This is a genomic window from Streptomyces sp. NPDC049887, from assembly GCF_040656535.1.
Taxonomy (GTDB): domain Bacteria; phylum Actinomycetota; class Actinomycetes; order Streptomycetales; family Streptomycetaceae; genus Streptomyces.
On sequence record NZ_JBFAMM010000003.1, the window covers coordinates 396,290 to 422,671 of the forward strand.

Sequence of the window (26,382 nt, forward strand, 5' to 3'; positions counted from 1 at the left end):
CCCGATGTGTCGGCAACCGAACACCCTGCTGTCAAGGGTGCACAGCAGCCGTTCCGCGCCTTTCGGCGGTGTGCGAATCGGTTGAAGGGTTACGTTCAAGGCGAGTTGAGCGAGCGGCCCGCGCGGGCCGGACACGCGTCCGGCCGGACCCTGCTCCTCAAGGTCCGGCCGGATACGTGATGTTGACGACCCCGGTTCGACGGGGTGGTCGGTTGTCGTCGCGCGTCAGCCGAGCAGCGTGTTCAGCTCGACGGTCTCGAGGCCGTGCGCCTCGGCGACCTCCTTGTAAACGACCTGGCCCTCATGGACGTTGAGGCCCTTGGCCAGCGCCGGGTCACGGCGGAGCGCCTCGACCCAGCCGTTGTTCGCCAGCGACACGACGTAGGGGAGCGTGGCGTTGGTGAGCGCGTTGGTGGAGGTGTTCGGAACGGCGCCGGGCATGTTGGCGACGCAGTAGAAGACCGAGTTGTGGACCCGGAAGGTCGGCTCGGCGTGCGTGGTCGGACGGGAGTCCTCGAAGCAGCCGCCCTGGTCGATCGCGATGTCGACAAGGACACTTCCCGGCTTCATGCGGGAGACGAGCTCGTTGGTGACCAGCTTCGGCGCCTTGGCGCCGGGGATGAGCACCGCGCCGATGACGAGGTCGGCGTCGAGGACGGCCTTCTCCAGCTCGAAGGAGTTGGACATGACGGCCTTGACCTTCGTACCGAAGATCCTGTCGGCCTCGCGCAGCTTGTTGATGTCGCGGTCCAGGAGCGTCACCTCGAAGCCCATGCCGACGGCGATCTGAGTGGCGTTCCAGCCGGAGACACCGCCGCCGATGACGACGGCCTTGGCCGGGGTCACGCCCGGGACCCCGCCGGGCAGCACGCCGCGGCCGCCGGCCGGGCGCATCAGGTGGTAGGCGCCGACCTGCGGGGCCAGCCGACCCGCGACCTCGGACATCGGGGCAAGGAGCGGCAGCGAGCGGTTGGGGAGCTCGACGGTCTCGTAGGCGATGGCGGTGGTGCCGGACTCGATCAGGGCGTCCGTGCACTCCTTGGAGGCGGCAAGGTGCAGGTAGGTGAAGAGGACCTGGTCCTTGCGCATGCGGTGGTACTCCTCCGCGATGGGCTCCTTGACCTTGAGCACCATGTCGGCGGTGGCCCAGACCTCGTCGGCGGTGGGCAGGATCTGCCCGCCCGCCGCGACGAACTCCTCGTCCGTGATCGAGGAGCCGACACCGGCGTTCGCCTCGATGAAGACCTGGTGGCCGTTGCGCACGAGCTCGTGCACGCCGGCGGGGGTGATCGCCACCCGGAACTCGTTGTTCTTGACCTCGCGGGGGATGCCGACCTTCACGTCGATCACGGTCCTTGGCTCAGGGGGATTCTGGTGCAGTTCCATACTTACCCGGATACGCCGGGCGTATCGGATGGACCGGGGCGACACCCGGCAGAGCCAGTTTAATGAAGGATTTCCAGCTGTCTAGCCTTGCAAAGTAAATTTCTCTGACGACAACACTACGGATTTCGTAGGCCGGAAACATCGCCTCCCAGCAGACGCTCAGCGGCGGAACGGTGCAGTCCGGCCGCGGCGGCGTCGCCGAGGCGGTCCAGCGTGTCGGCCAGCCGAAGCTGGAGTGCGGCCTGGAGCCTCAGGTCCCCGGCCCTTCGGGCCCAGGCCACGGCCTCCTCACAGGTGCGCAGCGACTCCTCCGGGCGTCCCGCGTACTCCTGGACCCGGGCCGCCTCGCTCAACGCCCGCGCATGTCCGGGCAGATCGCCGAGGCGCCGGTATCCGGCCGCGGCCGCGCGCCAGTTACGCAGCGCCTCCCCGTACCGCCCGGCGTAGGTGTGCACACCGCCCAGCCGGCCGTACAGCCGGGCCTCGTCGGCGCGCTCGCCCCGGGCGAGGCGCTGGGCGAGGGCCCGCCCGTACCAGTCCGCCGCCCGCTCCCAGTCCCCGAGCTCCTGGTGGGCACCGCCTACGGATTCCATCGCCCTGGCGGTGGCGTACGGGTCGTTTCCGCGGCGTCCCGCGTCCAGGGCCGCCCGGTAACGCACCAGCGCCTCCTCCGTCCGGCCCGTCCCGGCGTCCAGGTCGGCCAGGTTCAGCAGCGCGGCGGCCTGCTCCCGGTGCAGTTCACGCCGTACGGCCACGTCCAGGACGAGCCGATGGAGCACGTAGAGCTCGGGGGCGGCCGACTCGGTGCCGCGGTGCGCGACCAGCGCCCGGACGAGTGCGGCGATCAGCCGCCGGGCCAGCGTGTCCAGCTCCCCGTCGGCCACCGCGATCCGGGCGGCCCCGAGCAGCGCGGACCGGCGCTCCTCCAACCAGGCCGCGGCGGCCGCGGGGCCGGAGAAACGCAGGGCGCGCGGCAGCCCCGCGAGCTTCTTGCGGGCCGTGGATCCCTCCGCTTCGGTGACGGCGCGGCAGGACTGCAGCAGCCGTACGGTCCGCTCCAGCATCCGGGCCCGGGCGAGCTGCACCTCGGCCGGCCGCTCCTCCTCGGTCACCAGTGCGTGCAGCAGCGGGGCGAGGCAGGCCGGCACCTCGTACTGCCGGCTCCCCACCCGCTCGGCCGCCTCACCCGCCCCGGCGACCGCGTGCAGCAGCCCGAGCGCGGCGAAGTCCTCCAGGGTCGAGCCGGCCGCCGAGACCGAGCAGCCGGCCAGCGCGGACGCGGTGTGCGCGTCCGCCCGCCCGGCGGGGGCGAGGGCGAGCAGCCGCAGCAGCCGTGCCGCCGACTGCGGGAGCGAGTCGTGCACGAGCCGGAAGGCCCGGGCCAGCGGCCGGGCCCCGACGGGCGCCTCCGGATCGTCGGCCAGTCCCTTCAGCTGCTTGGTCGCGTCGGCGACGGAGGCCTTGGGGCGGGCCGCGAGCCAGCCGCCGACCAGCACCATCGCGGCGGGCTGCCCGCCGCACTGCTCGACCAGCGACTCGGCGGCCTGAGGGTCGACGGTGACCCGCACCGAGCCGGTGAAGCGGCTCAGCAGCTCGATCGCCGACTTGGCGTCCATGCCGCCGATGGTGCACGGCCGCACGTCCGGGATCCCGGTGAGCGGCCCCTGGGAGACGGCGACGACCAGGCATTCTGGGTTGTCCGGCAGCAGCGGGTCCACCTGCTCGGCATCGGCGGCGTCGTCCAGCACGAGCACGCACCGCCGCACCGCGAGCGCCTCACGTACCAGCTCGGTGAGCAGGTCCTCTTCGGCGCCGGCCGGTGCTCCGACGCCGAGCGTCTCCAGCAGTCCGCGAGCGGTGCGGTCGGTGGGGACCGGTTCGCCGCCGGGCTCGCTGAGCCTCGCCCACAACACGCCGTCCGGGTACTCGTCCGCCAGCCGCCGCGTCAGTTCCGCGGCGAGCGCGGTCCTCCCCGATCCCGGCCGCCCGGCGACGAGCAGCACTCGGGCACGAGGCGCCTTGCGCCCGGAGATCGTGTCGAGACCGGCCCGCTCGATGTCGGCCCGCAGCGCCTTCAATTCCCGCTGGCGTCCGATGAATTGCCCACCCACAGGACCAACGGTCCCATGACCGTCCCGCTCCCCCGGCGGGGGCCCTGCCTGCGACGGGCGGTTCTCGGCCGAGGGTTCCTCGAAGTCCACCGCCTGATCCGTCACGGGCCACGCTCCCCAGTCCGCCACCGTACGAGCCGAACCCGCGCCGGGTGCCCGGGCGGGGCGCTCCGAGCGTAATTCAGGCATCTCGCCGAAACGGGGAGAGCGCGGCGGCGCGCGGCGGGAGGATCCCTCGATCGGATGAGCGGATGGTCACACCACCCCGTGCACGACCGCGCACGGGGGCCGGCGGTCAGGGCGGCACTCCCCCCTGGACCGGAGCGCCGCCCCGACCCTGCGGTGCTACGCCTCGAACGGGCGGGCCGGCCAGGGGGCCTCGGCGGGGCGGAGGGAGTCCAGGCCGTCGCCCGCGAGGGCGGCCGTGACCGAGAGGACGCCCACCACCAGGCAGTTGTTGTGGAGATCGCCGGCGAGTGCACCGCGCACCAGGTCCTGGAGCGGGACGCGGGCCAGCTCCATGTCCGCCTCCTCCTCGGAGACCTGGAAGCGCTCGCCCTCCGCCTCGGACAGATCACGGGCCAGGAAGATCCGTACGGCCTCGTCGCAGCCGCCCGGTGTGGTGTAGACGTCCGCGAGGACCCGCCAGTCGACCGCCTTGACGTGTGCTTCCTCGTACAGCTCGCGCTGGGCCGCGGTCAGCGGGTTCTCTCCGGGGACGTCGAGCAGCCCGGCCGGGATCTCCCAGAGCTTCTGCCGCACCGGGTGCCGGTACTGGCGCAGCACCAGGACCCGGCCGTCCTCGTCGAGCGCCAGGACCGCCACCGATCCCGGGTGCACCTGGTAGTCGCGGCGCGCGACCGAGCCGTCGGGCATGACCACGTCGTCGGTGCGGACACTGGTCTTGTTGCCCCTGAACGGGGTCGCGGTCGCGGTGACCCGCCACTCCTCGGGGGTGTCCTTGATGGTCATGCCGTCCTCCCAAACGCCGGAACCGGGGCGCGGAACCCGTCCCGTTCCGTGCCCCGGCCCACCGTAACGCCTTTGCCTCAGTTGCCCGTCTTGTGCTCTGCGCCCCGACCCGCGGTCTTCCGCTCCACGGCCGCCTTCACCAGGCCGGCGAAGAGCGGGTGCGGACGGGTCGGGCGGGAGCGGAGCTCCGGGTGGGCCTGGGTCGCGACCAGGTACGGGTGCACCTCGCGCGGGTACTCGACGTACTCCACGAGCTTGTTGTCCGGGGAGGTTCCGGAGAAGACGATGCCCGCCTTCTTCTCCAGCTCCGCGCGGTAGGCGTTGTTCACCTCGTAGCGGTGGCGGTGGCGCTCCTCGACGTACGGCTCGTTCGCGTAGACCTCGCGGACGATGGAGCCCTCGGCGAGCTTCGCCGGGTAGAGACCGAGCCGCATCGTTCCGCCGAGGTCGCCCGCGCCCTCCACATACGCCAGCTGCTCCTCCATCGTGGAGATGACGGGGTTGGCGGTGCCCGCGTCGAACTCCGTGGAGTTGGCGTCGGGGATCTCGGCCAGGTTGCGGGCGGCCTCGATCACGATGCACTGCAGGCCGAGACAGAGGCCCAGCAGCGGGATCTTGTTCTCGCGGGCGTACTGGATCGCGCCGACCTTGCCGTCGACGCCGCGCTCGCCGAAGCCGCCCGGGACCAGGATCGCGTCCACGTCGCCGAGCTGCTTGTGCGCACCGGCGGGCGTGCGGCAGTCGTCGGACGTGACCCATTTCACCTTGACCCGGGCCTTGTTCGCGAAGCCGCCGGCCCGCATGGCCTCGGTCACCGACAGATAGGCGTCCGGCAGGTCGATGTACTTGCCGACGAGCGCGACACTGACCTCATGGTCGGGGTTGTGCACTCGGTCCAGCAGGTCGTCCCAGATCGTCCAGTCGACGTCGCGGAACGGCAGGTCGAGCTTGCGCACGACGTAGGCGTCCAGGCCCTCGGTGTGCAGCACCTTCGGGATGTCGTAGATCGACTTGGCGTCGATGGCGGCGACCACGGCCGCCTCGTCGACGTCGCACATCAGCGAGATCTTGCGCTTGATGGCGGTGGGGACCTCGCGGTCGGCGCGCAGCACGATCGCGTCCGGCTGGATACCGATGTTCCGCAGCGCGGCGACCGAGTGCTGGGTCGGCTTGGTCTTCAGCTCCCCGGACGGCCCGATGTACGGCAGCAGCGAGATGTGCACGACGAAGACGTTGTCCCGGCCGACCTCGTGGCGGACCTGGCGGACGGTCTCCAGGAACGGCAGCGACTCGATGTCGCCGACGGTGCCGCCGACCTCGGTGATCACGACGTCGACGTCGTCGGTGGCCATACGGCGGATGCGGTGCTTGATCTCGTTGGTGATGTGCGGGATCACCTGGACGGTGTCGCCCAGGTACTCGCCGCGCCGCTCCTTGGCGATCACGGTCGAGTACACCTGGCCGGTGGTGACGTTCGCGGAACCGTCGAGGTCCACGTCGAGGAAGCGCTCGTAGTGACCGATGTCCAGGTCGGTCTCGGCGCCGTCGTTCGTGACGAACACCTCACCGTGCTGGAACGGGTTCATCGTCCCCGGGTCGACGTTCAGGTACGGGTCGAGCTTCTGCATGGTGACCCGCAGGCCCCGCGCCTTCAGGAGCGCGCCCAGGCTGGAGGCGGTCAGGCCCTTGCCGAGGGAGGAGGCGACACCCCCGGTGACGAAGATGTGCTTGGTCGTCGTAGATGTCGAGGATCGAGCCGGCATGGCCAAGAGGGGGCTCCCGTGGTCGCGAGGTGGTCGTGCGTAACGGCGCCCCACGGGGAACATCCGGGGATCACCCGGGGTGCCGTCGCTGCGGTTCGGGGGCCGCCATCCCTAGTGGGGGCACCACCGGTCCACGGGCTACCAGGGTATCAGCGCCCGGGGGAGACTGCTTCCGGCCACACAGGGCATGATGGCCTTCAACGGGCTCCACCGGGGTTCACCAGGCGCTCACCCGTTCGGCCGCGATGCATTGCCGAGAGCGTCGCGCGGATCACCGGGGTGCGTCGTATCCTGCTCGGACACTTGATTCGGAATATCGCTGCCGAGCCAGGCCGGTGAACGGCACCACCCCCGCCCTTCCCTCACAGTTTCGCCTGGGTGGGACACCCTTCCCGGAGCGAGCTCGTCATCGACCGATTGACCCCCTTGACCGCAGTAAGTGCCACGCTGGGCGGACGTGGCCGTTCGACTGGAGATCCACGTGGCCGGGCGCATCGAGGACTACGCACTCATCGGAGACATGCAGACCGCTGCCCTGGTCTGCCGGGACGGCACAGTCGACTGGCTGTGCCTCCCCCGCTTCGACTCGCATGCCGTCTTCGCAGGTCTTCTCGGCACCGAGGAGCACGGATTCTGGCGCCTCGGGCCGGCCTACCCGGCGGACACCGAGCCGCCCGCGGCCAGCCGTCGCCGCTACCGGGGCGACTCGCTGATCCTGGAATCGGAGTGGGACACGCCACGCGGCACGGTCCGCGTGACGGATTTCATGCCGCCCCGTGACGGCGCACCCCAGCTGATCCGGGTCGTGGAGGGCGTCAGCGGTCGCGTGCCCATGCGGTCGGCCCTGCGGATGCGGTTCAGCTACGGCCGGGTCGTGCCCTGGGTGCACAAGGTGGACAACCGCACGGTCGCCGTCGCCGGCCCCGACTCGGTGTGGCTGGACACCCCGGCCGACACCTACGGCCAGGACCTGACGACCTACTCCGACTTCACGGTCTCCCCCGGCGACCGGCTCGCCTTCACCATCAGCTGGCAGCCGTCCCACCACCAGCCGCCCGCGCTGCCCGACCCGGAGGGGTCGCTGGACGCCACCGAGGACTTCTGGCGCCAGTGGGTCGAGCACTGCACCTACCACGGCCCCTACCGGGAGTCCGTGATCCGCTCCCTGATCACTCTGAAGGCCCTCACGTACGCGCCCACCGGCGGCATCGTCGCCGCGCCCACCACCTCGCTGCCCGAGGAGATCGGCGGCGTCCGGAACTGGGACTACCGCTACACCTGGCTGCGCGACGCCGCCATCACCCTCTCCTCGCTGCTGCGGACCGGGTACCGCGAAGAGGCCCGTGCCTGGCGCGAGTGGCTGCTGCGCGCCGTCGCCGGAGACCCGGAGAACCTGCAGATCATGTACGGCATCGCCGGGGAGCGGGAGCTCGGCGAGGCGGAGCTGGACTGGCTGCCGGGCTACGAGGGCTCCGCGCCGGTACGGGTCGGCAACGGCGCGGCGAACCAGCTCCAGCTGGACGTCTACGGCGAGGTCACCGAGGCCCTGCACCTGGCCCACATGACGGGTCTGTCGCGCAACGACTACGCCTCGGTGCTCCAGCTGAAGCTGATCCGGTACCTGGAGGACCACTGGGACCAGCCCGACGAGGGCATCTGGGAGGTCCGCGGTCCGCGCCGGCACTTCGTGCACTCCAAGGTCATGGCCTGGGTCGCCGTCGACCGCACGATCAAGCTGATCGAGTCGGGCGACGCGGACGGTCCGCTGGAGCGCTGGCGCGAGCTGCGCGACGAGATCCACCGTGACGTCTGCGAGAAGGGTTACGACAAGGAGCGCAACACCTTCACGCAGTCCTACGGCTCCAGGGAACTCGACGCATCACTGCTGCTCATCCCGCAGATGGGCTTTCTGCCTCCGGACGACAAGCGCGTCATCGGCACCATCGAGGCGATCCAGCGGGAGCTGTCGACACCGGACGGCTTCGTGCTGCGTTACCCGACGGCCGGCGACGAGGCCGGCGTCGACGGACTCGAGGGCGACGAGGGAGCGTTCCTCGCCTGCTCGTTCTGGCTCGCCGACGACCTGGCGATGATCGGACGCGTGGACGAGGCACGCCGGCTCTTCGAGAAGCTGCTGTCGCTGCGCAACGACCTCGGACTGCTCGCCGAGGAGTGGGATCCGAGGCTGCAGCGTCAGGTGGGCAACTTCCCGCAGGCGTTCAGCCACGTCCCGCTGATCGACACGGCGCTGCGGCTCACCGCCTCCGGCGCGTACGGCGGCTGACGTCCCGCCCCCCTTCCGCGGATGTGCGGGGCGGGACCGCTCGTACCTACGATGAGAAGGTCCTGTTCGCGCCCCGGAAGGGGGCATCATGGCGCCCCAACCGTTCGCGGAGCCGGCCCTGACGGGACTCCGCGACTCCCTGGCCGGTGAGGCCATCACCCCGGGCGACGCCGGCTACGACGAGGCCCGGGCGCTCTTCAACGCGATGATCGACCGGCGCCCCTCGGTGATCGTCCAGTGCGAGTCGGCCGCCGACGTCGCCGCTTCGGTCCGGTTCGCCCGGGACCACGACCTCGAGCTCGCCGTCCGCGGCGGCGGCCACGGGGTCGCGGGCCTGGCGACCACCGACGGCGGCCTCGTGGTCGACCTGCGGCGGATGCACGCCGTCACGGTGGACCCGGACGCCCGTACCGCCCGCGTCGGCGGTGGAGCCACCATGAGCGACCTGGACCGGGCCACCCAGCCGTACGCGCTGGCGACCACGGGCGGGCGGGCGTCCACCACCGGGCTGGGCGGCTTCGTGCTGGGCGGTGGATCGGGCTGGCTGGAGCGGAAGTTCGGCCTCGCCTGCGACAACCTCGTGGCGGTGGACCTGGTGACGGCCGACGGCGCCGAGGTGCACGCGAGCCAGGAGGAGAACCCGGAGCTGTTCTGGGCGCTGCACGGCGGCGGCGGCAACTTCGGAGTGGCCACCTCCCTGACGCTGCGGCTGCATCCACTGCCCGCCATGTCCGTCGCGTTCCTGTTCTTCCCGGCGGAGCGCGGGGCCGAGGTGCTCCCCGTGTACCGGGAGGTGCTGGAGTCCGCGCCGGACGAGACCGGCGGCGGTTTCATCTACCTCACCGGCCCGCCCGAGGACTTCATGCCCGAGCACCTGGTGGGGCGGGCCGTGGCCCTGGTGCTGGTGACATACGCCGGCCCGGAGCCGGAGCTGCGCAAGGCCGCGGCGCCGCTGCTCGGCCTCGGCCATGAGGCCGAGATCCTGCAGGAGCTCCCCTACGCCGAACTCCAGTGCATGATCGACGACCCGCCCGGGCTGCGGAACTACTGGTCGGCGGAGTACCTCCGGGCCCTGCCCGACCCGGCGGTGGACGTCTTCTGCGCCCGCGCGGACAGCATGATCGTGCCGTCGAACACCCAGCACATACTGTTCCCGATGGGCGGGGCGCTGCGCCGCGGCGACTCCGAGTGGCCGCTGCCGTGGCGCACCGCGCAGTGGGTCCTGCACCCCTTCGCCATCTGGGAGGACCCGGCCGACGACGAGCGCGGCCGGCAGTGGGTGCGCGACGCCCGGACCGATGTGAAGCCCTGGTCCGTCGGCCAGGTGTACCTGAACTTCATCGGCGACGAGGGCCGGGAGCGGGTCGTCGCCGGGTTCGGGGCCGAGAACTACCGGCGGCTCGCCGACGTCAAGGCCGCGTACGATCCCGACAACGTGTTCCGGCTGAACCACAACATCAAGCCGGACTGACAGTTGTCCTTCGAACTTTCGCCCAGGTAGCGTCCCGGCAATGGAAACACAGGGCGGGATCACCGTGCAGCGGGCGCTCGAACTGCCCGCGCTGCGCGGCGGGCTCCCGGAGGTCGTCGCCGGGGCGGACCGGCTGAACCGCACCGTGCGCTGGGTGCACGCCGGTGAGGTGCCCAACATCGCCTCGCTGCTCAAGGGCGGCGAACTGCTGCTGACGACGGGCGTGGCCCTGGGCACCCGGCCCGCGGAACAGCGGGCGTTCGTGCACCGGCTCGCGGAACGCGGGATCGCGGCGCTGGTCGTGGAACTCGGTCCCCGCTTCACCCGGCTGCCCGCAAGCATCGTCGAGGCCGCCAGGACCGCCGGACTGCCGCTGATCCAGCTCCATCGCGAGGTCCCGTTCGTCTCGGTCACCGAGGAGGTCCACACCGAGATCGTCAACGGGCACTACGCACTGCTGCAGCAGGCGGAAGAGGTGTACCGGCAGTGCACGCGGGCCCTCCTGGAAGGCGGCGGCGTTCCCCAAGTGCTGCGCATCCTGGCCGACTTCACCGCCAACCCGGTGTTCCTGGAGGCCGCTGACGGCCGGCTGCTGTACGCGGCGGGCACCGGCACCGGGCAGGCAGCGGCCGATCCGCTCCAGGTGTGGGAGGGGCTGCGCGGACAGCGGTCGGCACGGGAGGCGGGGCCGCCGTCCGGATCGGTCCTCGTGGACGTGCCCGGCGGCGGGCACGGGGCCGGGGCGGTACGGGCGCGGCTGGTGCTGCCGGCCGTGTCCGGGCCGCTGCTTCCGGTGCACCGGATGGCGGCCGAGCGCGCAGCCGGGGTGCTCGCGGTGGTTCTGATGCAGGCCCGGCAGGAGGAGGAACTGGCGGCGCGCGGCCGCGGCGACTTCCTCACCGACCTCGCCGAGGGCCGGATCACGGCGGAGGACGCGCCCGCCCAGGCGAGGGTCCTCGGCTTCCGGCCAGGTGACGGCCCGCTGCTGCCGGTGGTGATGCGGCTCGCACCCGAACTGTCGCCGTCCGGCAACTGGGCGCTGCTGGCCCGGGCGGTACTGGAGGAGCTGGCGTCCGTCGGCGTCCCGGTGCTCCTCGGTGTGCGGCCCGTCGAGGGGCGGGTGCCGCTGCTGCTGGGCCTGCCTTCGGAGTCGGAGCGGACGGCCGTGGCCGACCGGGTCGCGGTGGCGCTGCGCGCCGGCCTGGAGCGGGCCGGGATGTCGGGCCCTGCCCGGGCCGGGAGCCATCCGCCGGTCGTCGTCGTGGGCGTCCCCGGCGGCTGGGCGGCGGCCTCGGCCGGCCTGCGGCACGCGGCGGAGACCGCGGCGGCGGCGCAGGGGCTGCCCGACCGGCCGTGGTACGACGCCCGCCGCCTCGACATCGACCTGCTGCTGTGGCGGCTGCGGGACCATCCGGACCTGGCGGCGTTCGTGGACCGCGCGGTCGGTCCGCTCCTGGAACACGACCGCACGTCGCGCCCCCCGTTGCTGCCCACCCTCCAGACGTTCCTCGCCCATGCCGGCCGCAAGGCGGAGACCGCTCGCGAGCTCCATCTCAACCGCCAGACCCTCTACAACCGGCTGGCCCGCATCTACGAACTCCTCGGAACGGATCTGGACGACCCGCAGACCGTCCTCGCCCTGTCCCTGGCCCTGCGGGCCCGCCGCCACACGCAGTGAGGGGCCCGGCAGGCGCCCCTCGGGTGTGCTTCCGATGCGCTCCTGGCCCGCGGGGGCGCGGGGCGCTCAGGCGGCACGCTGCCGGCAACCCACCGGCACCAGCCGCAACCTGCGGCGATCAGCCCTTGGGCCTGGCGGGCCGGCAGTTCGGCCGTGCCCGTCGCCCGGGTGGGGTGCGAGGCGAGCGCCCTTCGGTTCGGGCACTCGGAGTGCCGGACCATCGAGTCCGGCGACGAGCGCATCGCCGGCAGCGCTGACCGCGGCGGCCGCTCGGACCCCGCTGGTGCTCCGGTGAGCCGCGGAGTCCTGAGGGTCGCCGGCTGCCGACTCGCACCACGGTGTTCACACATGATCCCTTCACGGGCGTCCCTTCACGGGCGTCCCTTCACGGGCATCGCTTCACGGGGTGGTCCCGTCGAACGAACCGACCTGTGCTGCTGCCCGGCTCGGACCCGTTCGCAGGAGACCGCGGCGCAGCGCACGACGGTCCACCCGACCACTCCGACACCTCGGCGCTGTGGGGCGGCGGGGAAGGCCGTGAGCCGGTCGCCGATCAGACCGTACGTGGACCCGGGGGCTGCGTGAGTTCGTCGTAGATGCTCAGGACCTGGGCGATGGTCTCGTCCTCCGTCGGCCAGGTCGCCGCCTGGGCCCGGCCCGCCGCCGCGAGCCGGCGGCGGCGTTCGGGATCCGCCAGCAGCCGGCTGACGGCGGCGGCCAGGGCGACGGCGTCGCCGTACGGTACGAGTTCGGCGGCCGTGCCCACGAGCTCGGGCGTACCGCCGACCCGGGTCGCCACGAGTGGCACGCCCAGCCGGAGGGCTTCCTGGGCGAGGAGCGAACGGGCCTCCCAGCGGCTCGGGAGCAGTGCGAGGTCCGACACCGCGAGCAGTTCGCCGACGTCGTCGCGGCTGCCGAGGAGCCGGACCGGCAGGCCCTCCCGGTCGATGCGCCGCTGCAGCCCGGCCCGTTCCCGCCCCTCCCCCGCCACGGCGACCAGCGGAACGGGGTCGAGACCCAGCCACCGGTGGGACGCGTCGAGCAGGGTGCCGTGGCCTCGGCCCGGCTCGAGCCTGCCGACGGCCGTCAGCAACGGCCGCTCGACCGCGCCCAGTTCGGCCCGCACCTTGCTCTCGGGCCGGTCCGGGCCCGGCGGCGGCACGGCGACCGGTGCGAGCCGGGCGTCACGCGCGCCACGGCTCCGGGCGCGGTCCACCAGCTCGGACGACGTGCCGAGCACGACGGCCGCGGCCCTCACCACCCTCCGCTCCAGCATCCGCAGCACCCTGCCGCGCGCGCCCGCGGCCTGGCTCCGGGTGTGCCAGGTGACCACCAGCGGCACGCCGTGCCCGCTGACCGCCAGGGCGGTCCGCACCGCGGCGTCGAGACCGTGCGCGTGGACGACGTCCGCTCCCGCGCACACCGTGCGGAGCGCGCCGATCGACGCGGGGTCGCTGCGGCGCGGCACGGGCACGAAGTGCGCCCCGGCGCCGAGGAAGTCGTATTCGTGTTCCAGGGGTGCGGGCGCGCACACGGTCACCCCCACTCCCCGCGCCACCAGGCCCCCGGCCAGTGACCTGACGTGAGCGCTGCTGCCCGCGCTGCCGCCGCCCAGTACCTGGACCGTACGCAGCTGTGTCACGCGCCAAGGATGCCAGTCCGTACGCACGTTCCGGCACCGCCGGGATGTCGTTCCCGTGTCCGGGGCCGCAACAGCCCCGGCCGTATCACCCACACGGGTGAGCGCATACCGGCGGTCATCCGCTCGCCCGAAGCGGCTCGGCGACCGCGTTTGGCGGGCGGGGGACGGTTGCTCCCGGGCTCCACGGCGTGCACAGGGCGTCATTGGTGTGCTCCCACCGCGCACGCCGCTGTGCGCGCGCCCGCTACGCGCCCGTCACCACCCGGGTGACGGCCACAGCGCCTCTGCGAGTGACCGGGTCCCGCCACGCCCCTGGCGCCCGTACGCGCTCCTGTCACCGCGCCGCCCGGATACCCGAGCGCGGTCGGGGAGCCTCGCACGGCGGCCGGGACGGCCGGCGGGGGACCCACTCCGCGCCCCTCCGGTTCGGGTCGGTCGCCCCGTGCCACGAAGCCCACCGGACGTGCCCGGTCCCACCCGGGTGCTCAGACCTCGGCGCGCGCCGTCGCCAGCAGCTCCTCGGCGTGTGCCCGCGCCGTCTCCGAGTCCTCCTGCCCGGCGAGCATCCGGGACAGCTCGCGCACCCGGTCCTCGCCCTCCAGGACGGTGACGCCGGACCGGGTCACCGATCCGTCGTTGGTCTTCTCGACCAGCAACTGCCGATCGGCGAACGCCGCCACCTGCGGCAGGTGGGTCACCACGACCACCTGTGCGGTCTTCGCGAGCTTGGCGAGGCGCCGGCCGATCTCCACCGCCGCCTTGCCGCCGACGCCCGCGTCGACCTCGTCGAAGAGGTACGTCGGCACCGGGTCGGTCCCCGCGAAGACGACCTCCACCGCCAGCATCACGCGGGAGAGCTCACCGCCGGACGCGCCCTTGGCGATCGGCCGCGGCTGGGCCCCCGGGTGCGGGGCGAGCAGCAGCTCGACCTCGTCGGCACCGGACGAGGTGTACGCGACCGTGCGCCCGTTGACCTCGACGCCCTCGGGGTCGCCGGTCTGCCGGATGTCGATCGTGACGCGCGCGTGCGGCATCGCGAGATGCGCCAGCTCCGCCGTCACGGCCTCCGCGAAACGATCCGCCGCCGCCGTACGGGCGTCGGTCAGCGCCTGGGCGAGGCCCGACAGTTCGGCGCGCAGCGCGTCGCGTTCCGCCGTCAGCTCGCCGATCCGGTCGTCGTCGCCCTCCAGCTCGGTGAGCCGGCCGGCACCCTCCTCGGCCCAGGCCAGGACGGAGTTGACGTCCTCGCCGTACTTGCGGGTGAGCGCGCCGAGCGCGGCGCGCCGTTCCTCGACCGCCGCGAGCCGCAGCGGATCGGCATCGAGGTTGTCGGCGTACCCGGCGAGTTCGCCCGCGACGTCGGCGAGCAGGATGGAGATCTCGCCCATCCGGTCGGCGAGCGCGGCCAGCGCCGGGTCGTGGGACCGGACGGCCTCCAGGGCCCGGCCGGCACCGGCGACGAGCGTGGTCGCGTCGACGCCCTCGGGGTCCTCCGGGTTCCCGGCGAGCGCCGCGTGCGCCACGGAGGCGGCGGAGGCCAGGGCCTCGGCGTGCCCGAGCCGCTCGGCCTCGGCGGCCAGCTCCACGTCCTCGCCGGCCCGCGGCTCGACGGCCGCGACCTCGTTCAGTCCAAACCGCAGCAGGTCGGCTTCCTGGGCGCGCTCACGGGCGCGGGTGGTCAGTTCGGCCAGCTCGGCGGAGACGGCCTTCAGCCGCCGGTACGCGGCCGCGTACTTGGCGTGCGGCCCGGCGACCGCGTCACCCGCGTACCGGTCCAGGGCCTGCCGCTGGCGAGCGGCCTTGAGAAGCCCCTGCTGGTCGGTCTGCCCGTGCACCGCGACGAGCTCGTCCGCCAGCTCGGTCAGCATGCCGACCGGCACCGAGCGCCCGCCGAGGTGCGCCCGGGAGCGCCCCTCCGCGGAGATCGTCCGGCTGATCAGCAGCGCCCCGTCGTCGAGTTCGGCACCGGCCTCCTCGGCCCGTACCGCCACGGGGGCACCCGTGGGCACGCTCACCCGCCCCTCCACGACCGCCGACTTCGCGCCGATCCGCACGAGGGCGGGGTCGGCGCGCCCGCCGAGCAGCAGCCCGAGGCTGGTGACGACCATGGTCTTGCCCGCGCCCGTCTCACCGGTGACCGCCGTGAACCCCGGCGACAGCTCGACGACGGCGTCGTCGATGACCCCGAGCGACCGTATCCGCATCTCCTCCAACACGGAGAAGACCTTACGAGGTCCGGGGCCGGGTCTGCGACGGCCCCCGCCTCCCGGGTACTCAGCCGCAGGTCGGCGCGACCGTCATCACCCGTGGGGGTGGCCCGTCCTCCCCGCGCGCGTCACCCGCGGCAGGCTCCGCCGCGCGCCACCACAGCCCCCCTCGACCGCCGCGCGACCGCACGGCTCACCTCACGCGTCGCCGTGCGGGGCGCCCCGCCAGCCCGAGACCGGCAGCGCGAACTTCGCCACCAGCCGGTCCGTGAACGAGGCGTGGTGCAGCCGGGCCAGTCGTACCGGTACCTCGCCACGCCGCACCTCCACCCGGGCCGCGGCCGGCAGCTCCACGGCGCGGCGCCCGTCGCACCACAGCACACCGTGCGGGGTGTTCGGCTGCACCTCGACCGCGAGCACCGACGACGGCGACGTGACCAGCGGCTTCGCGAACAGGGCGTGGGCGCTGATCGGCACCATCAGCAGCGCCTCGACCTCCGGCCACACCACCGGCCCGCCCGCCGAGAACGCGTACGCGGTCGACCCCGTCGGCGTGGCGCACACAATGCCGTCGCAGCCGAAGCCGGTCACCGGCCGACCGTCGATCTCCAGGACGACCTCGAGCATCCGCTCCGGGGACACCTTCTGCACGGCCGCCTCGTTCAGCGCCCAGTCACGGTGCACGACGTCGCCGTTGCGGCGGACGACCACGTCGATCGTCATCCGCTCCTCGACCTCGTACTCCCGGCTCACCACCCGGTGGACGACCTTGTCCAGGTCGTCCCGCTCCGCCTCCGCGAGGAACCCGACCCGTCCCAGGTTGACCCCGAGCATCGGGACCCCCGAGGCACGGGCGAACTCCGCCCCGCGCAGCAGCGTCCCGTCGCCGCCGAGCACGATGAGCAGTTCGCACCCGTCGAGTACCTCCGGCGTCGCCTCGGGCACGGTCTCCACCGACTTCGGCAGGGGGAGGTCGGCGGCCTCGAAGGCGAGCACCCGCACCCCGATCCCCGCGCGCAGCAGGCCCTGGACGACGAGTTCGGCGCTGCGGATCGCCGCGGGCCGGCCGGTGTGGGCCAGCAGGAACACGGTACGGGTCCGTGTCCGCGCGTCCATGGTGGTCTCGCTGGTATCGGTCAACGCGGCCCCTCCGCCACTGCGCGCTCGACGTCCACCGGGTCGAGCTCCGGTGCCCCGGCCCGGAGCCAGAGAAAGTACTCGACATTGCCCGAGGGCCCCGGCAGCGGGCTCGCGGTCACTCCCAGCACGCCGAGCCCCAGCTCGCCCGCCCGGTGCGCCACGGTCCGCACCGCCTCGGCACGCAGCTCCGGGCTGCGGACCACTCCGCCGCTGCCGAGGCGCTCCTTGCCGACCTCGAACTGCGGCTTGACCATGAGGACGAGATCGGCGCCGGGGGCGGCGCAGCGCACCAGCGCGGGCAGCACCAGGCCCAGCGGAATGAAGGACAGGTCCCCGACGATCAGGTCCACCGCCTCTCCGTCGATCGCCTCCAGGGTCAACTCGCGTACGTTCGTACGGTCCTTGACCGTCACGCGTTCATCGCTCCGGAGAGACCAGGCGAGCTGGCCGTAGCCGACGTCGACGGCGACGACGTGGGCGGCGCCCGCCCGCAGCAGCACATCGGTGAACCCGCCCGTGGAGGCGCCCGCGTCCAGCGCCCGCCGTCCCTCCGTCCTCAGCCCCCGGGGAACGAACGCCGCGAACGCGCCGGCGAGCTTGTGGCCGCCGCGCGAGACGTACTCGGGGTCGTCGTCGTCCTGGGCGACGACGATGGCGGCACTCGTCTCGACCTGGGTGGCGGGCTTGCCGGCGGTGTTGCCGCCGACGGTCACCCGCCCCGCCGCGATCAGCTGGCTCGCGTGCTCGCGCGAGCGGGCGAGCTTGCGGCGTACCAGCTCGGCGTCGAGACGGCGGCGTGCCACTCCTGCCACGTTCGGTTCAGCTCCTGTGGTCGTACGAGTCGTCCGGTCGGGCGTCCAGCTCGGTCAGCGTGGAGCGGAGCCCTCGGTGTACATCCTCGTACACCTCCAGATGGCCGTCCGCCGGGAGGTGGTCGGCGTCGGCCAGCCGCTCGAGGTGCGCGTCGACCCCCGCGTGACCGGTGGGGACGCGCTCCACGCCCAGGGGTGCGGGGGCGGCCGGGTCGTACGGGCCCTCGGCCACGTCCGGGACGGCCGCCCCGGTGACCTCCTCGCCGGCGGGCACACCGTCGCCGCCCGTGGGCACGCGCCCCGCGGACGCGGAGCCCGCCGCCGGGCCGGGCGCCGGGAACGGCGCCCCGGACGCCTGGTGCGCCGTCCGGGGCGTTTCGATCGAGTCGCTCATGCCCAGACGCTACCGCGAAGCCCTGGGGTACCGTCGATCACAATGGCGACGACAGAGGAGTGCCGCGGCGCACTCGACAGACTTTCGGACAATCTCGCGAAGGCGAACGGGGACGTGCGCAGCGCGGCCGCGCTCGACCGTTCCCTGAGCTGCCACATCAAGGACCTGGACGTCACCTTCACCGGGCGCCTGGCGGCGGGCCGGATCGAGGTCCAGGACACGCTCGACGGGCCCCCTGCGGAGAAGGCCGACATCCGGCTGGCGATGACCGGCGACGACCTGGTGGCGATGGTCGACGGGCAGCTGAACTTCGCGAAGGCCTGGGCCTCGGGCCGGGTCGGGCTCGAGGCGGGCTTCCGCGATCTGCTGCGCCTGCGGGCACTGCTGTGACGACAGCGGCCTGAGGCGCCCCGTCTCGGCCACGGCGCCTCAGGGCGCCGCCGCGGTCGCCCCGGCCACCGCACCCGAGGCGGAGGGCGCGGAGGACAGGGCGGCGGCCCTGCCGCGCCGGGCCAGCGGCACCACCAGCGGCGTACCCGTCTCCGGGTCGTCGATCACCTGGGCACGGACCCCGAAGACCCGCTCGACGAGCTCGGCGGTGACGACCTCCCCGGGCGCGCCCTCGGCGGCGATCCTCCCGTCCCGCATCGCGATCAGATGGGTCGCGTAACGCGCGGCCTGGTTGAGGTCGTGCAGCACGGCGACGAGCGTGCGGCCCTGGGTCTCGTGCAGTTCGGCGCAGAGGTCGAGGATCTCCAGCTGGTGCTGGATGTCGAGGAAGGTGGTCGGCTCGTCGAGCAGCAGCAGCGGCGTCTGCTGCGCGAGCGCCATCGCGATCCACACGCGCTGTCGCTGCCCGCCCGACAGTTCGTCGACGTAGCGGTCGGCGAGTCCGGCCACCCCGGTCGCGGCCATCGACTCCTGGACGATCCGCTCGTCCTCCGGCGACCACTGGCGCAGCAGGCCCTGGTGCGGGTACCGGCCGCGGGCCACCAGGTCCCCGACCGTGATGCCGTCCGGCGCCACCGACGACTGGGGGAGCAGGCCGAGCGTCCGCGCGACCTTCTTCGCGGGCATCGAGTGGATCGTCTGCCCGTCCAGCAGAACCCGGCCCCGAGCTGGCTTCAGCATCCGCGAGAGCGCCCGAAGCAGCGTGGACTTGCCGCACGCGTTCGGCCCGACGATGACCGTGAACGAGTTGTCGGGTATCTCGACGGAGAGTTCCTCGGCGATCACCCGCCGGTCGTAGGCGAGGGTGACCGATTCCGCGGTGAGGCGCTGCATGGACGTACTCCTGGGCTTCTTCTCGGTCTGGTGCGGGTCCGTGCTCGTACGTCCGGCGCCGGCCCTCATATCCGGCCCGCCTTGCGCTCGGTGACGAGCAGCCAGAGCAGGTAGACGCCGCCGAGCACCCCGGTCACGACACCGACCGGGAGCTCACGGTCGCCGAACGCCGAGGTGGCGACCCAGTCGGCGACGACCAGCAGGGCGGCCCCCATCACGGCGCTCGCGGCCACGTTCGGGCCGGGCGAGCGCGTCAGCCGGCGGGCGAGCTGAGGGGCGCTCAGCGCGACGAAGACGATCGGACCGGCCGCCGCCGTGGCGACCGCGGTGAGCAGCACCGCGGAACCCATGAGCACGGCACGGGTCCGCTCCACGCGAATCCCCAGCGCGTACGCCGCGTCGTCACCCATCTCCAGCATCCGCAGGGGCCGCCCGTACGCCAGCGACAGCGGCACGAGCACCGCGCAGACGGCGAGCAGCGGCCAGAAGTGGCTCCAGTCGCGGCCGTCGAGCGAGCCCGTCATCCACACGACGGCGCGGGTGGCGTCGACGAGGTTGGCCTTGGTGATGAGGTAGTGGATGGCGCCGGTGAGCATCGCGGCGACACCGATACCGATCAGCACGAGCCGGTAGCCGTGCACCCCCCGCTTCCAGGCGAGGAGGTAGACGACGGCACCGGTCACCAGTCCGCCGACGATCGCGCCGCCCGCGGTGGCGAAGGCGTCGCCCTTGAACAGCACGATCACCGTCAGAGCGCCGACGGTCGACCCCTGGCCGAACCCCAGCACGTCCGGACTGCCGAGCGGATTGCGCGAGATGGACTGGAAGAGCGCCCCGCCGACCGCGAGCGCCGCGCCGACCAGCAGCGCCACCAGGACCCTCGGCAGCCGGACGTCCCGGACGATGAACTCCTGTGCGGGCGTGCCGTCGCCCAGCAGGGTGGCGACGACCTCGCCGGGCGTCATCGGGAAGTCGCCGCTGCCGACGAGCACGACCGCTACGGCCAGCGCCGCGGCCAGCAGCAGCAGGGCGACGAGGGCCGCCCTCGGGTCCACACGGACGGACAGCCCGCCCGGGGTGCGTATCGCCTTCACGGCCTTCACAGCTGCGCCATCCTCTTGCGCCGTACGAGATGGATGAACACGGGTCCGCCGATGAACGCGGTGACGACGCCGACCTGCAGTTCCGAGGGACGGGCGACCACCCGGCCCACGACGTCCGAGCCGAGCAGCAACACGGGCGACAGCACCGCGGCGTACGGCAGGATCCAGCGCATGTCGGGGCCGGTGATGGCCCGGACGAGATGCGGGACCATCAGCCCGATGAAGACGATGGGCCCGCAGGCGGCCGTCGCCGCCCCGCACAGCAGGGTCACCGCGACCATGGCGAGCACCCGGGTCCGGGTCAGATGGGCACCCAACGCCCGGGCGGTGTCGTCGCCCATCTCCAGTGCGTTGAGCGGCCGCGCGATCAGGAGGGCCAGCGCCACCCCGGCGCCGATGAAGGGCGCCACCTTCCCGATCGTCGCCGGATCGGCCGAGGCGAGCGAGCCGACGGTCCAGAAGCGCAGCCGGTCCAGGGCCACGGAGTCCAGCAGCTGTACGGCGTTGACGTAGCCGAACAGCGCGGCCGTGGCGGCGGTACCGGCGAGGGCGAGCCGCACCGGCGTGGCACCGCGGCTGCCGCCGAGCACGTACACGACCACCGAGACCACGCCGGCGCCGAGGAAGGCGAACCACACGTACTCGGTGATGGAGGTGACCCCGAGGAAGCTGATGGCGGTGACGACCGCGGCGGCCGCGCCCGCGTTGACCCCGAGCAGACCGGGCTCGGCGAGCGGGTTGCGGGTCAGCGCCTGCATCACCGCGCCGGCGAGGCCCAGGGCGACGCCCACCAGCAGGCCCAGCACCGTACGCGGCACCCGGACGTCGCGGATCACCACGTCGTTGCCCGTGCCGGAGTTCTGGAAGAGCCCGTGCCACACATCGGCGACCGGCACCGCCTTGGCGCCGATCGCGATGCTCGCGACACAGACCAGCAGCAGGACACCGACGGCGAGCAGCAGCCCGGCCGCGCGCAGCGCGTGGCGCCTGCGCGCCTGGGGCGCGGCTGCCGCGGCCGTCCGGGCCGCGCTCTGTTCGGGGGGACTGTCGACCAACACGCGGTTAGGTTAGCCTACCCTCCCAATTCGCTTCGCTCGGGGAGGCTTCGATCGGAGCCACCGGGACCCGTCCCACCTCCCCTTCGCCGCGCGGCCGTTCACCAGCCGAGCCGGGCGAGCACCTTCCCCGCCTCCAGGGACCCGGCCCCGTCCCCCGTGTGCGTCCACGCCGCGGCGCACAGCGCCCGCAGCCCGTCCAGCCGCTGACCGTCCCCCTCGATCACGAGCGCGCCGTCCCGCACGGAGGCCGTCCAGCCACCGCAGACGAGACCGTCCCCCGATGACGCGGACTCCACCTCGGGCTGCGCGGTGAGCAGCCCCCGCAGGTCGGCGTCGACATAGGTCGGCCGGTGCCTCGGCACCGCCCGCAGCAACTGCGCCGGGTCCGTCACCCCGGTCAGCACGAGCAGCGAGTCCACCCCCCCGTTGAACGCGCCCTCGATGTCGGTGTCGAGACGGTCACCCACCACCAGAGGCCGTTCGGCGCCCGTGCGCAGGATCGTCTCCCGGTGCATCGGGGGCAGCGGCTTCCCCGCGATCTGCGGCACACCACCGGTCGCGATCCGGACGGCCTCGACCGCCGCGCCGTTCCCCGGCGCGATCCCGCGGGCACTCGGGATCGTCAGGTCCGTGTTGGACGCGAACCACGGCACCCCGCGCGCCACCGCGTAAGACGCCTCCGCGAGCCGCCCCCACGCCAACTCGGGCCCGCCGTACCCCTGGACCACGGCGGCCGGGTCGTCGTCGGCCGAGTCCACCGGCTGCAGACCCCGCTCGCGCAGCGCCACCCGCAGCCCCTCGCCGCCGATGACGAGCACCCGGGAACCGGCCGGGACCTGCTCGGCGATCAGCCGGGCCACGGCCTGCGCCGAGGTGATGACGTCGCCCGCCTCCGCGGGCACGCCCAGCTCGGTGAGATGCCGCGCCACCGCGTCCGGCGTCCGCAGGGCGTTGTTCGTGACGTACGCCAGATGCATCCCGCCGGCACGCGCGGTCTCCAGCGACTCCACCGCGTGCGGAACGGCCTCCCCGCCGGCGTACACCACCCCGTCGAGATCGAGCAGAGCCGTGTCGTACACCTCGTTCAGCGCCCGCGCGCTGCCACCCGGCCTGGTCCTGCCCCGCTCACCCATGCTGGTCCGCTCCTCACTCCCGGCTCCCGCTCAGCCCGGCCGGGGCCGTCGATCGGTGGCGCGTCGCGATCGCCGCGCACTCCCCCGATCATCGCGCATCGCGCCGGACACATACGATGCCCCAATGAGCGCGCGAGGTGACAGGGCGGCCGAAGGTCTGCACATGGTCCCGTTCCGTGGACTGCGTTACGTCCCCGAGCGGGTCGGCAGTCTTGCCGCGGTGACCTCGCCCCCCTACGACGTCGTCGTAAGGCCCGACGGGCTGCACCACCTGGAGTCAGCGGACCCGTACAACATCGTCCGGCTGATCCTGCCCCAGGCGGCGACCGCCTCCGAACGCCACGAGCAGGCGGCGGAGACCCTCGACCGCTGGGTCACCGAGGGCGTCCTGGCCCCCGACCCGGAGCCCGCTCTGTACGTCTACGAACAGCGCAGGGGCGTCATCCTGCAGCGCGGCATCATCGGGGCCCTGGCGCTGTCCGCCCCCGAGGAGGGCGTCGTCCTCCCCCACGAGGACGTGATGCCGCACGTGGTGGCCGACCGCACGGCCCTGATGCGCACCACCGGCGCCAATCTCGAGCCCCTGCTGCTCACCTACCGCAGCGAGGGTCCCGCGAACGGGGCGAGCGCCGTCATCGAGCGCGTCATCCACGAGGAACCGCTGCTGTCGACGACCACCGAGGACGGCTTCAGCCACCGCCTCTGGTCGGTCACCGACGCCGGCGACCTCGCGGACATCGCATCCGACCTCGCCCGCCAGCAGGCCCTCATCGCCGACGGCCACCACCGCTGGGCGACCTACCTCCGGCTGCGCGACGAGCACCCCGCACCCGGCGCCTGGAGCTACGGCCTGGTGCTGCTCATCGACACCGCTCGCTATCCGCTGCAGGTACGCGCCATCCACCGGCTGCTGAACCGGCTGCCGGTCGGGGACGCGCTCGCGGCCGTCGACGGCCTCTTCCGTGTCCGCGAGATCGAAGGGCGGCTGTCGCACGCGCTCGGCGCCCTGGCGGAGGCCGTCGGCGAGGGCAACGCGTTCGTCCTCGCCGGAGACGGCCGCTTCCATCTGATCGACCGCCCCGACCCCTCGCTCCTGGCACGCACGGTACCGGGCGGCCGCCCGGACGCCTGGCGCCGGCTCGACGCGACCGTCCTCCACGCCACCCTCCTGGAGCGGATCTGGAACATCCCGGACTCGCCCGAGGAGATCACCTACATCCACGACACCGAGGCCGCGGTCGTCCAGGCCGAACGCCGGGGCGGTACGGCCGTCCTGATGCATCCGGTGCGCGAGGAGGTCGTACGGGACCTGGCCCGGCAGGGCGTCACGATGCCCCGCAAGTCGACGTCCTTCGGCCCGAAGCCGGCGACGGGCCTGGTGCTGCGCAGCCTGAGCCTGGACTGAGCAGGCACCGACCGGAACACCGGGGCCCGGCCCCCCGAGCGGTTCCGCTCGGGGGCCGGGCCCCGGTGTTCTCCGCGTACGCACCCGTGCGGGCGCGGCAGTCGGATCAGACCTCGTCGCCGCGCTCCTCGCCCCGCACATCGTTCTTGTCGCGTGCGGAGCCCTCATGTGCGGCGCTCTCTCCCGCGGACTCCGGGACTGCGCTGTCGGCGGGGCGGGCGTCGGCCTCGACCGGGTCCCCGCCCTCGTCGGCGTCCCTCGCGGCCCCGGCGTCCCCCGCTGCTGCTCCGGCGCCGGTCTCGGTCTCGGCGTCGGTCTCGGCGTCGGCGTCGGCGTCGGCGTCGGCGTCGGCGTCGGCGACCAGCGCGTCGACGAACTCCACGCCGTCCATCTCGGCGAGCCGGTCGGAGGCGTCGGTCGAACCGTCCTTGTCCGCCTCGACCGCCTTCGCGAACCACTCGCGCGCCTCGGACTCCCGATCGGCGGCCAGCAGGGCGTCGGCGTACGCGTACCGAAGTCGCGCGGTCCACGGCTGCAGCGCGTTCGACGCCAGTTCGGGGCTCTGAAGCGTCACGATGGCCGCGTCCAGCTGCCCCAGGTCCCGGCGGGCACCCGCCGCGACGAGACGCATCTCGACCTGACCCGCCTTGTCGAGTTTCTGCACCTCGGCCTCGCCGGCCATCGCCAGTGCCCGCTCGGGCCGGCCCATGCCACGCTCGCAGTCGGCCATGACGGGCCAGAGCTCGACACTGCCGGTCATCCGGCGCGCGGCGCGGAACTCCGCCAGCGCCTCCGAGTACCGCTGCGTCGCGTACGCGGCGAAGCCGGCGGCCTCGCGCACCGCGGCCACCCGGGACGCGAGCCGCAGCGCCACCCGCGAGTAGCCGTACGCCTGCTCCGCGTCCTCGTCGATCAACCGCGCGACCATGACCAGGTTCCTCGCGACGTCCTCGGCGAGCGTCTTGGGCAGGCTCTGGAGCTCCTGCCGGACGTCCTTGTCGATCTCCTCACCGGTGACGTCCTCGGGAATCGGCAGCCGCTTGATCGGCTCCCGGTCCCGATCCCGTCCGCGGTCGTCGCGGCGGTCGTCGCGGCGCCCGTACCCCCCACGATCGTCCCGGCCCCGGTAGCCCCCACGGGACCGGTCATCGCGCCGGTCGTCCCGCCGCGGCCCACGCGGCCGGTCGTCACGCCGGAACCCGCCACGGTCATCATCACGGCGCGGACCACGATCGTCACGACGCGGACCACGGTCGTCACGCCGGAATCCACCACGGTCATCGTCACGGCGCGGACCACGATCATCACGCCGGTCGTCACGCCGGAAACCACCACGGTCATCGTCACGACGCGGACCACGGTCGTCACGCCGGAACCCGCCACGGTCGTCATCACGACGCGGACCACGATCGTCACGGCGCGGACCACGATCATCACGCCGGTCGTCACGCCGGAAACCACCACGGTCGTCATCACGGCGCGGACCACGGTCGTCACGCCGGAACCCGCCACGGTCATCGTCACGGCGCGGACCACGATCATCACGCCGGAACCCGCCACGGTCGTCATCACGACGCGGACCACGATCATCACGGCGCGGACCACGATCATCACGCCGGTCGTCACGCCGGAACCCGCCACGGTCATCGTCACGGCGCGGACCACGATCGTCACGCCGGAACCCGCCACGGTCGTCATCACGACGCGGACCACGATCATCACGCCGGAATCCACCACGGTCATCGTCACGACGCGGACCACGATCATCACGCCGGAATCCACCACGGTCATCGTCACGCCGCGGACCACGATCATCACGCCGGAATCCACCACGGTCATCGTCACGCCGCGGACCACGATCATCACGCCGGTCGTCCCTTCGACCGTAGGCACGGTCGTCGCGCGGGAAGCGACCGTCGCGGCTGTCTTCCCTCCGGTCGTCACGGCGCCCGTAGGCACGGTCGTCGCGAGGGAACGACCCCCCTCGGTCGCGGTCGTCGCGTCGGAACCCACCACGGTCGTCGCGACGGTTGCCGCTCCCACGGTTGTCGTCCCGACGCGGGCCCCCGCGATAGCCGCCCCGGTCGCCGCCACCGTCGCGGCGGCGCGGCTCGCGCTCAGGACGATCGTCGGCTGAGTTGGTGGGCATCGGTGAGGCTCCTGTCTTCGAGTAACGCAGTCAATTCTCGCGCAGCCGGCCGGCCGACGCTCTTCGGGGAAAGCACACAAAACAAAAAGGACCCGTGGTCCCAGCTGAACGCTGGGACCACGGGTCCTGAAAGATTGTTCGGCGGTGTCCTACTCTCCCACAGGGTCCCCCCTGCAGTACCATCGGCGCTGAAAGGCTTAGCTTCCGGGTTCGGAATGTAACCGGGCGTTTCCCTAACGCTATGACCACCGAAACTCTATGAAGATGTCGAACCCGCACCAACCCACCACAAAACGGCAGCGGCATGTTCGTTACTTCAGAACTGACACAGTGGACGCGAGCAACTGAGGACAAGCCCTCGGCCTATTAGTACCGGTCAACTCCACCAGT

The 26,382-nt window shown here is 72.8% G+C and carries 19 protein-coding genes, 1 rRNA gene and 1 pseudogene; 5 read left to right on the top strand and 16 right to left on the bottom strand.

The genetic code is table 11. The features are described from left to right. Positions 1-225: 225 nt before the first annotated feature. The 4 genes from ald to AB0J10_RS05975 form a co-directional block, all read right to left on the bottom strand. Complete coding sequence (gene ald / locus AB0J10_RS05960; protein ID WP_363058293.1) at positions 226-1,341, bottom strand: alanine dehydrogenase; 1,116 nt, start codon at positions 1,339-1,341, stop codon at positions 226-228. A 161-nt stretch (positions 1,342-1,502) separates the two neighbouring features. Next, positions 1,503-3,497: a tetratricopeptide repeat protein gene (locus AB0J10_RS05965; RefSeq protein WP_363058222.1), complete on the bottom strand. Its 1,995-nt coding sequence runs from the start codon at positions 3,495-3,497 to the stop codon at positions 1,503-1,505. Positions 3,498-3,842: 345 nt separating this feature from the next. After that, positions 3,843-4,469 carry an NUDIX hydrolase gene (locus tag AB0J10_RS05970; protein WP_363058224.1) on the bottom strand — a complete coding sequence of 209 codons (627 nt, stop codon included), beginning with the start codon at positions 4,467-4,469 and terminating at the stop codon, positions 3,843-3,845. 77 nt (positions 4,470-4,546) lie between these two features. Continuing rightward, positions 4,547-6,232, bottom strand: a complete 1,686-nt coding sequence (locus AB0J10_RS05975; RefSeq protein WP_363058226.1) for a CTP synthase — start codon at positions 6,230-6,232, stop codon at positions 4,547-4,549. Between the two features lie 481 nt (positions 6,233-6,713). Between AB0J10_RS05975 and AB0J10_RS05980 the strand changes: the two genes are divergently transcribed. The 3 genes from AB0J10_RS05980 (at position 6,714) to AB0J10_RS05990 (ending at position 11,665) form a co-directional block, all read left to right on the top strand. After that, complete coding sequence (locus AB0J10_RS05980; RefSeq protein WP_363058295.1) at positions 6,714-8,516, top strand: glycoside hydrolase family 15 protein; 1,803 nt, start codon at positions 6,714-6,716, stop codon at positions 8,514-8,516. Positions 8,517-8,604: 88 nt separating this feature from the next. Further along, complete coding sequence (locus AB0J10_RS05985; protein ID WP_363058228.1) at positions 8,605-9,987, top strand: FAD-binding oxidoreductase; 1,383 nt, start codon at positions 8,605-8,607, stop codon at positions 9,985-9,987. Between the two features lie 40 nt (positions 9,988-10,027). Then, positions 10,028-11,665, top strand: a complete 1,638-nt coding sequence (locus AB0J10_RS05990; protein WP_363058230.1) for a PucR family transcriptional regulator ligand-binding domain-containing protein — start codon at positions 10,028-10,030, stop codon at positions 11,663-11,665. A gap of 553 nt (positions 11,666-12,218) precedes the next feature. Here AB0J10_RS05990 and AB0J10_RS05995 read toward each other — a convergent pair. From AB0J10_RS05995 to AB0J10_RS06015, 5 genes are all read right to left on the bottom strand, one after another. Continuing rightward, positions 12,219-13,307 carry a glycosyltransferase family 4 protein gene (locus AB0J10_RS05995; protein ID WP_363058232.1) on the bottom strand — a complete coding sequence of 363 codons (1,089 nt, stop codon included), beginning with the start codon at positions 13,305-13,307 and terminating at the stop codon, positions 12,219-12,221. Positions 13,308-13,792: 485 nt separating this feature from the next. Then, on the bottom strand, positions 13,793-15,511 hold the full coding sequence (gene recN / locus AB0J10_RS06000; RefSeq protein ID WP_363058297.1) for a DNA repair protein RecN: 1,719 nt from the start codon (positions 15,509-15,511) through the stop codon (positions 13,793-13,795). A gap of 201 nt (positions 15,512-15,712) precedes the next feature. Then, positions 15,713-16,630 carry an NAD kinase gene (locus tag AB0J10_RS06005; RefSeq protein ID WP_363058299.1) on the bottom strand — a complete coding sequence of 306 codons (918 nt, stop codon included), beginning with the start codon at positions 16,628-16,630 and terminating at the stop codon, positions 15,713-15,715. Between the two features lie 20 nt (positions 16,631-16,650). Further along, positions 16,651-17,466 (bottom strand): TlyA family RNA methyltransferase, encoded by an 816-nt coding sequence (locus AB0J10_RS06010; RefSeq protein ID WP_363058234.1) that lies wholly within the window; start codon positions 17,464-17,466, stop codon positions 16,651-16,653. 7 nt (positions 17,467-17,473) lie between these two features. Continuing rightward, a complete protein-coding gene (locus tag AB0J10_RS06015; RefSeq protein ID WP_363058236.1) occupies positions 17,474-17,860 on the bottom strand; it encodes a hypothetical protein in 387 nt (128 codons plus the stop codon). Between the two features lie 42 nt (positions 17,861-17,902). Here AB0J10_RS06015 and AB0J10_RS06020 point away from each other — a divergent pair, with 42 nt between their 5' ends. Beyond that, positions 17,903-18,250 carry an SCP2 sterol-binding domain-containing protein gene (locus AB0J10_RS06020; protein WP_363058238.1) on the top strand — a complete coding sequence of 116 codons (348 nt, stop codon included), beginning with the start codon at positions 17,903-17,905 and terminating at the stop codon, positions 18,248-18,250. A gap of 39 nt (positions 18,251-18,289) precedes the next feature. Here the strand turns inward: AB0J10_RS06020 and AB0J10_RS06025 are convergent, their stop codons facing one another. From AB0J10_RS06025 to AB0J10_RS06040, 4 genes are all read right to left on the bottom strand, one after another. Next, positions 18,290-19,144 carry an ABC transporter ATP-binding protein gene (locus tag AB0J10_RS06025; protein WP_363058240.1) on the bottom strand — a complete coding sequence of 285 codons (855 nt, stop codon included), beginning with the start codon at positions 19,142-19,144 and terminating at the stop codon, positions 18,290-18,292. Between the two features lie 65 nt (positions 19,145-19,209). Further along, on the bottom strand, positions 19,210-20,247 hold the full coding sequence (locus AB0J10_RS06030) for an iron chelate uptake ABC transporter family permease subunit (protein WP_363058242.1): 1,038 nt from the start codon (positions 20,245-20,247) through the stop codon (positions 19,210-19,212). After that, complete coding sequence (locus AB0J10_RS06035) at positions 20,244-21,305, bottom strand: iron chelate uptake ABC transporter family permease subunit (protein WP_363058244.1); 1,062 nt, start codon at positions 21,303-21,305, stop codon at positions 20,244-20,246. Before AB0J10_RS06035 ends, AB0J10_RS06030 begins: the two co-directional genes overlap by 4 nt. Before the next feature lie 98 nt (positions 21,306-21,403). Further along, positions 21,404-22,438: an HAD-IIA family hydrolase gene (locus AB0J10_RS06040; protein WP_363058246.1), complete on the bottom strand. Its 1,035-nt coding sequence runs from the start codon at positions 22,436-22,438 to the stop codon at positions 21,404-21,406. Positions 22,439-22,562: 124 nt separating this feature from the next. Between AB0J10_RS06040 and AB0J10_RS06045 the strand changes: the two genes are divergently transcribed. Beyond that, positions 22,563-23,843, top strand: a complete 1,281-nt coding sequence (locus tag AB0J10_RS06045) for a DUF1015 domain-containing protein (protein WP_363058248.1) — start codon at positions 22,563-22,565, stop codon at positions 23,841-23,843. A gap of 106 nt (positions 23,844-23,949) precedes the next feature. Here AB0J10_RS06045 and AB0J10_RS06050 read toward each other — a convergent pair whose 3' ends face one another. The 3 genes and pseudogenes from AB0J10_RS06050 to rrf form a co-directional block, all read right to left on the bottom strand. Further along, positions 23,950-24,879, bottom strand: coding sequence for a hypothetical protein (locus AB0J10_RS06050; protein ID WP_363058301.1), 930 nt, complete (start codon positions 24,877-24,879; stop codon positions 23,950-23,952). 261 nt (positions 24,880-25,140) lie between these two features. Continuing rightward, positions 25,141-25,992: pseudogene (locus tag AB0J10_RS06055) on the bottom strand (tetratricopeptide repeat protein); the annotation flags it as partial. Between the two features lie 136 nt (positions 25,993-26,128). Next, positions 26,129-26,245 (bottom strand): 5S ribosomal RNA (rrf, locus tag AB0J10_RS06060). Positions 26,246-26,382: the final 137 nt, after the last annotated feature.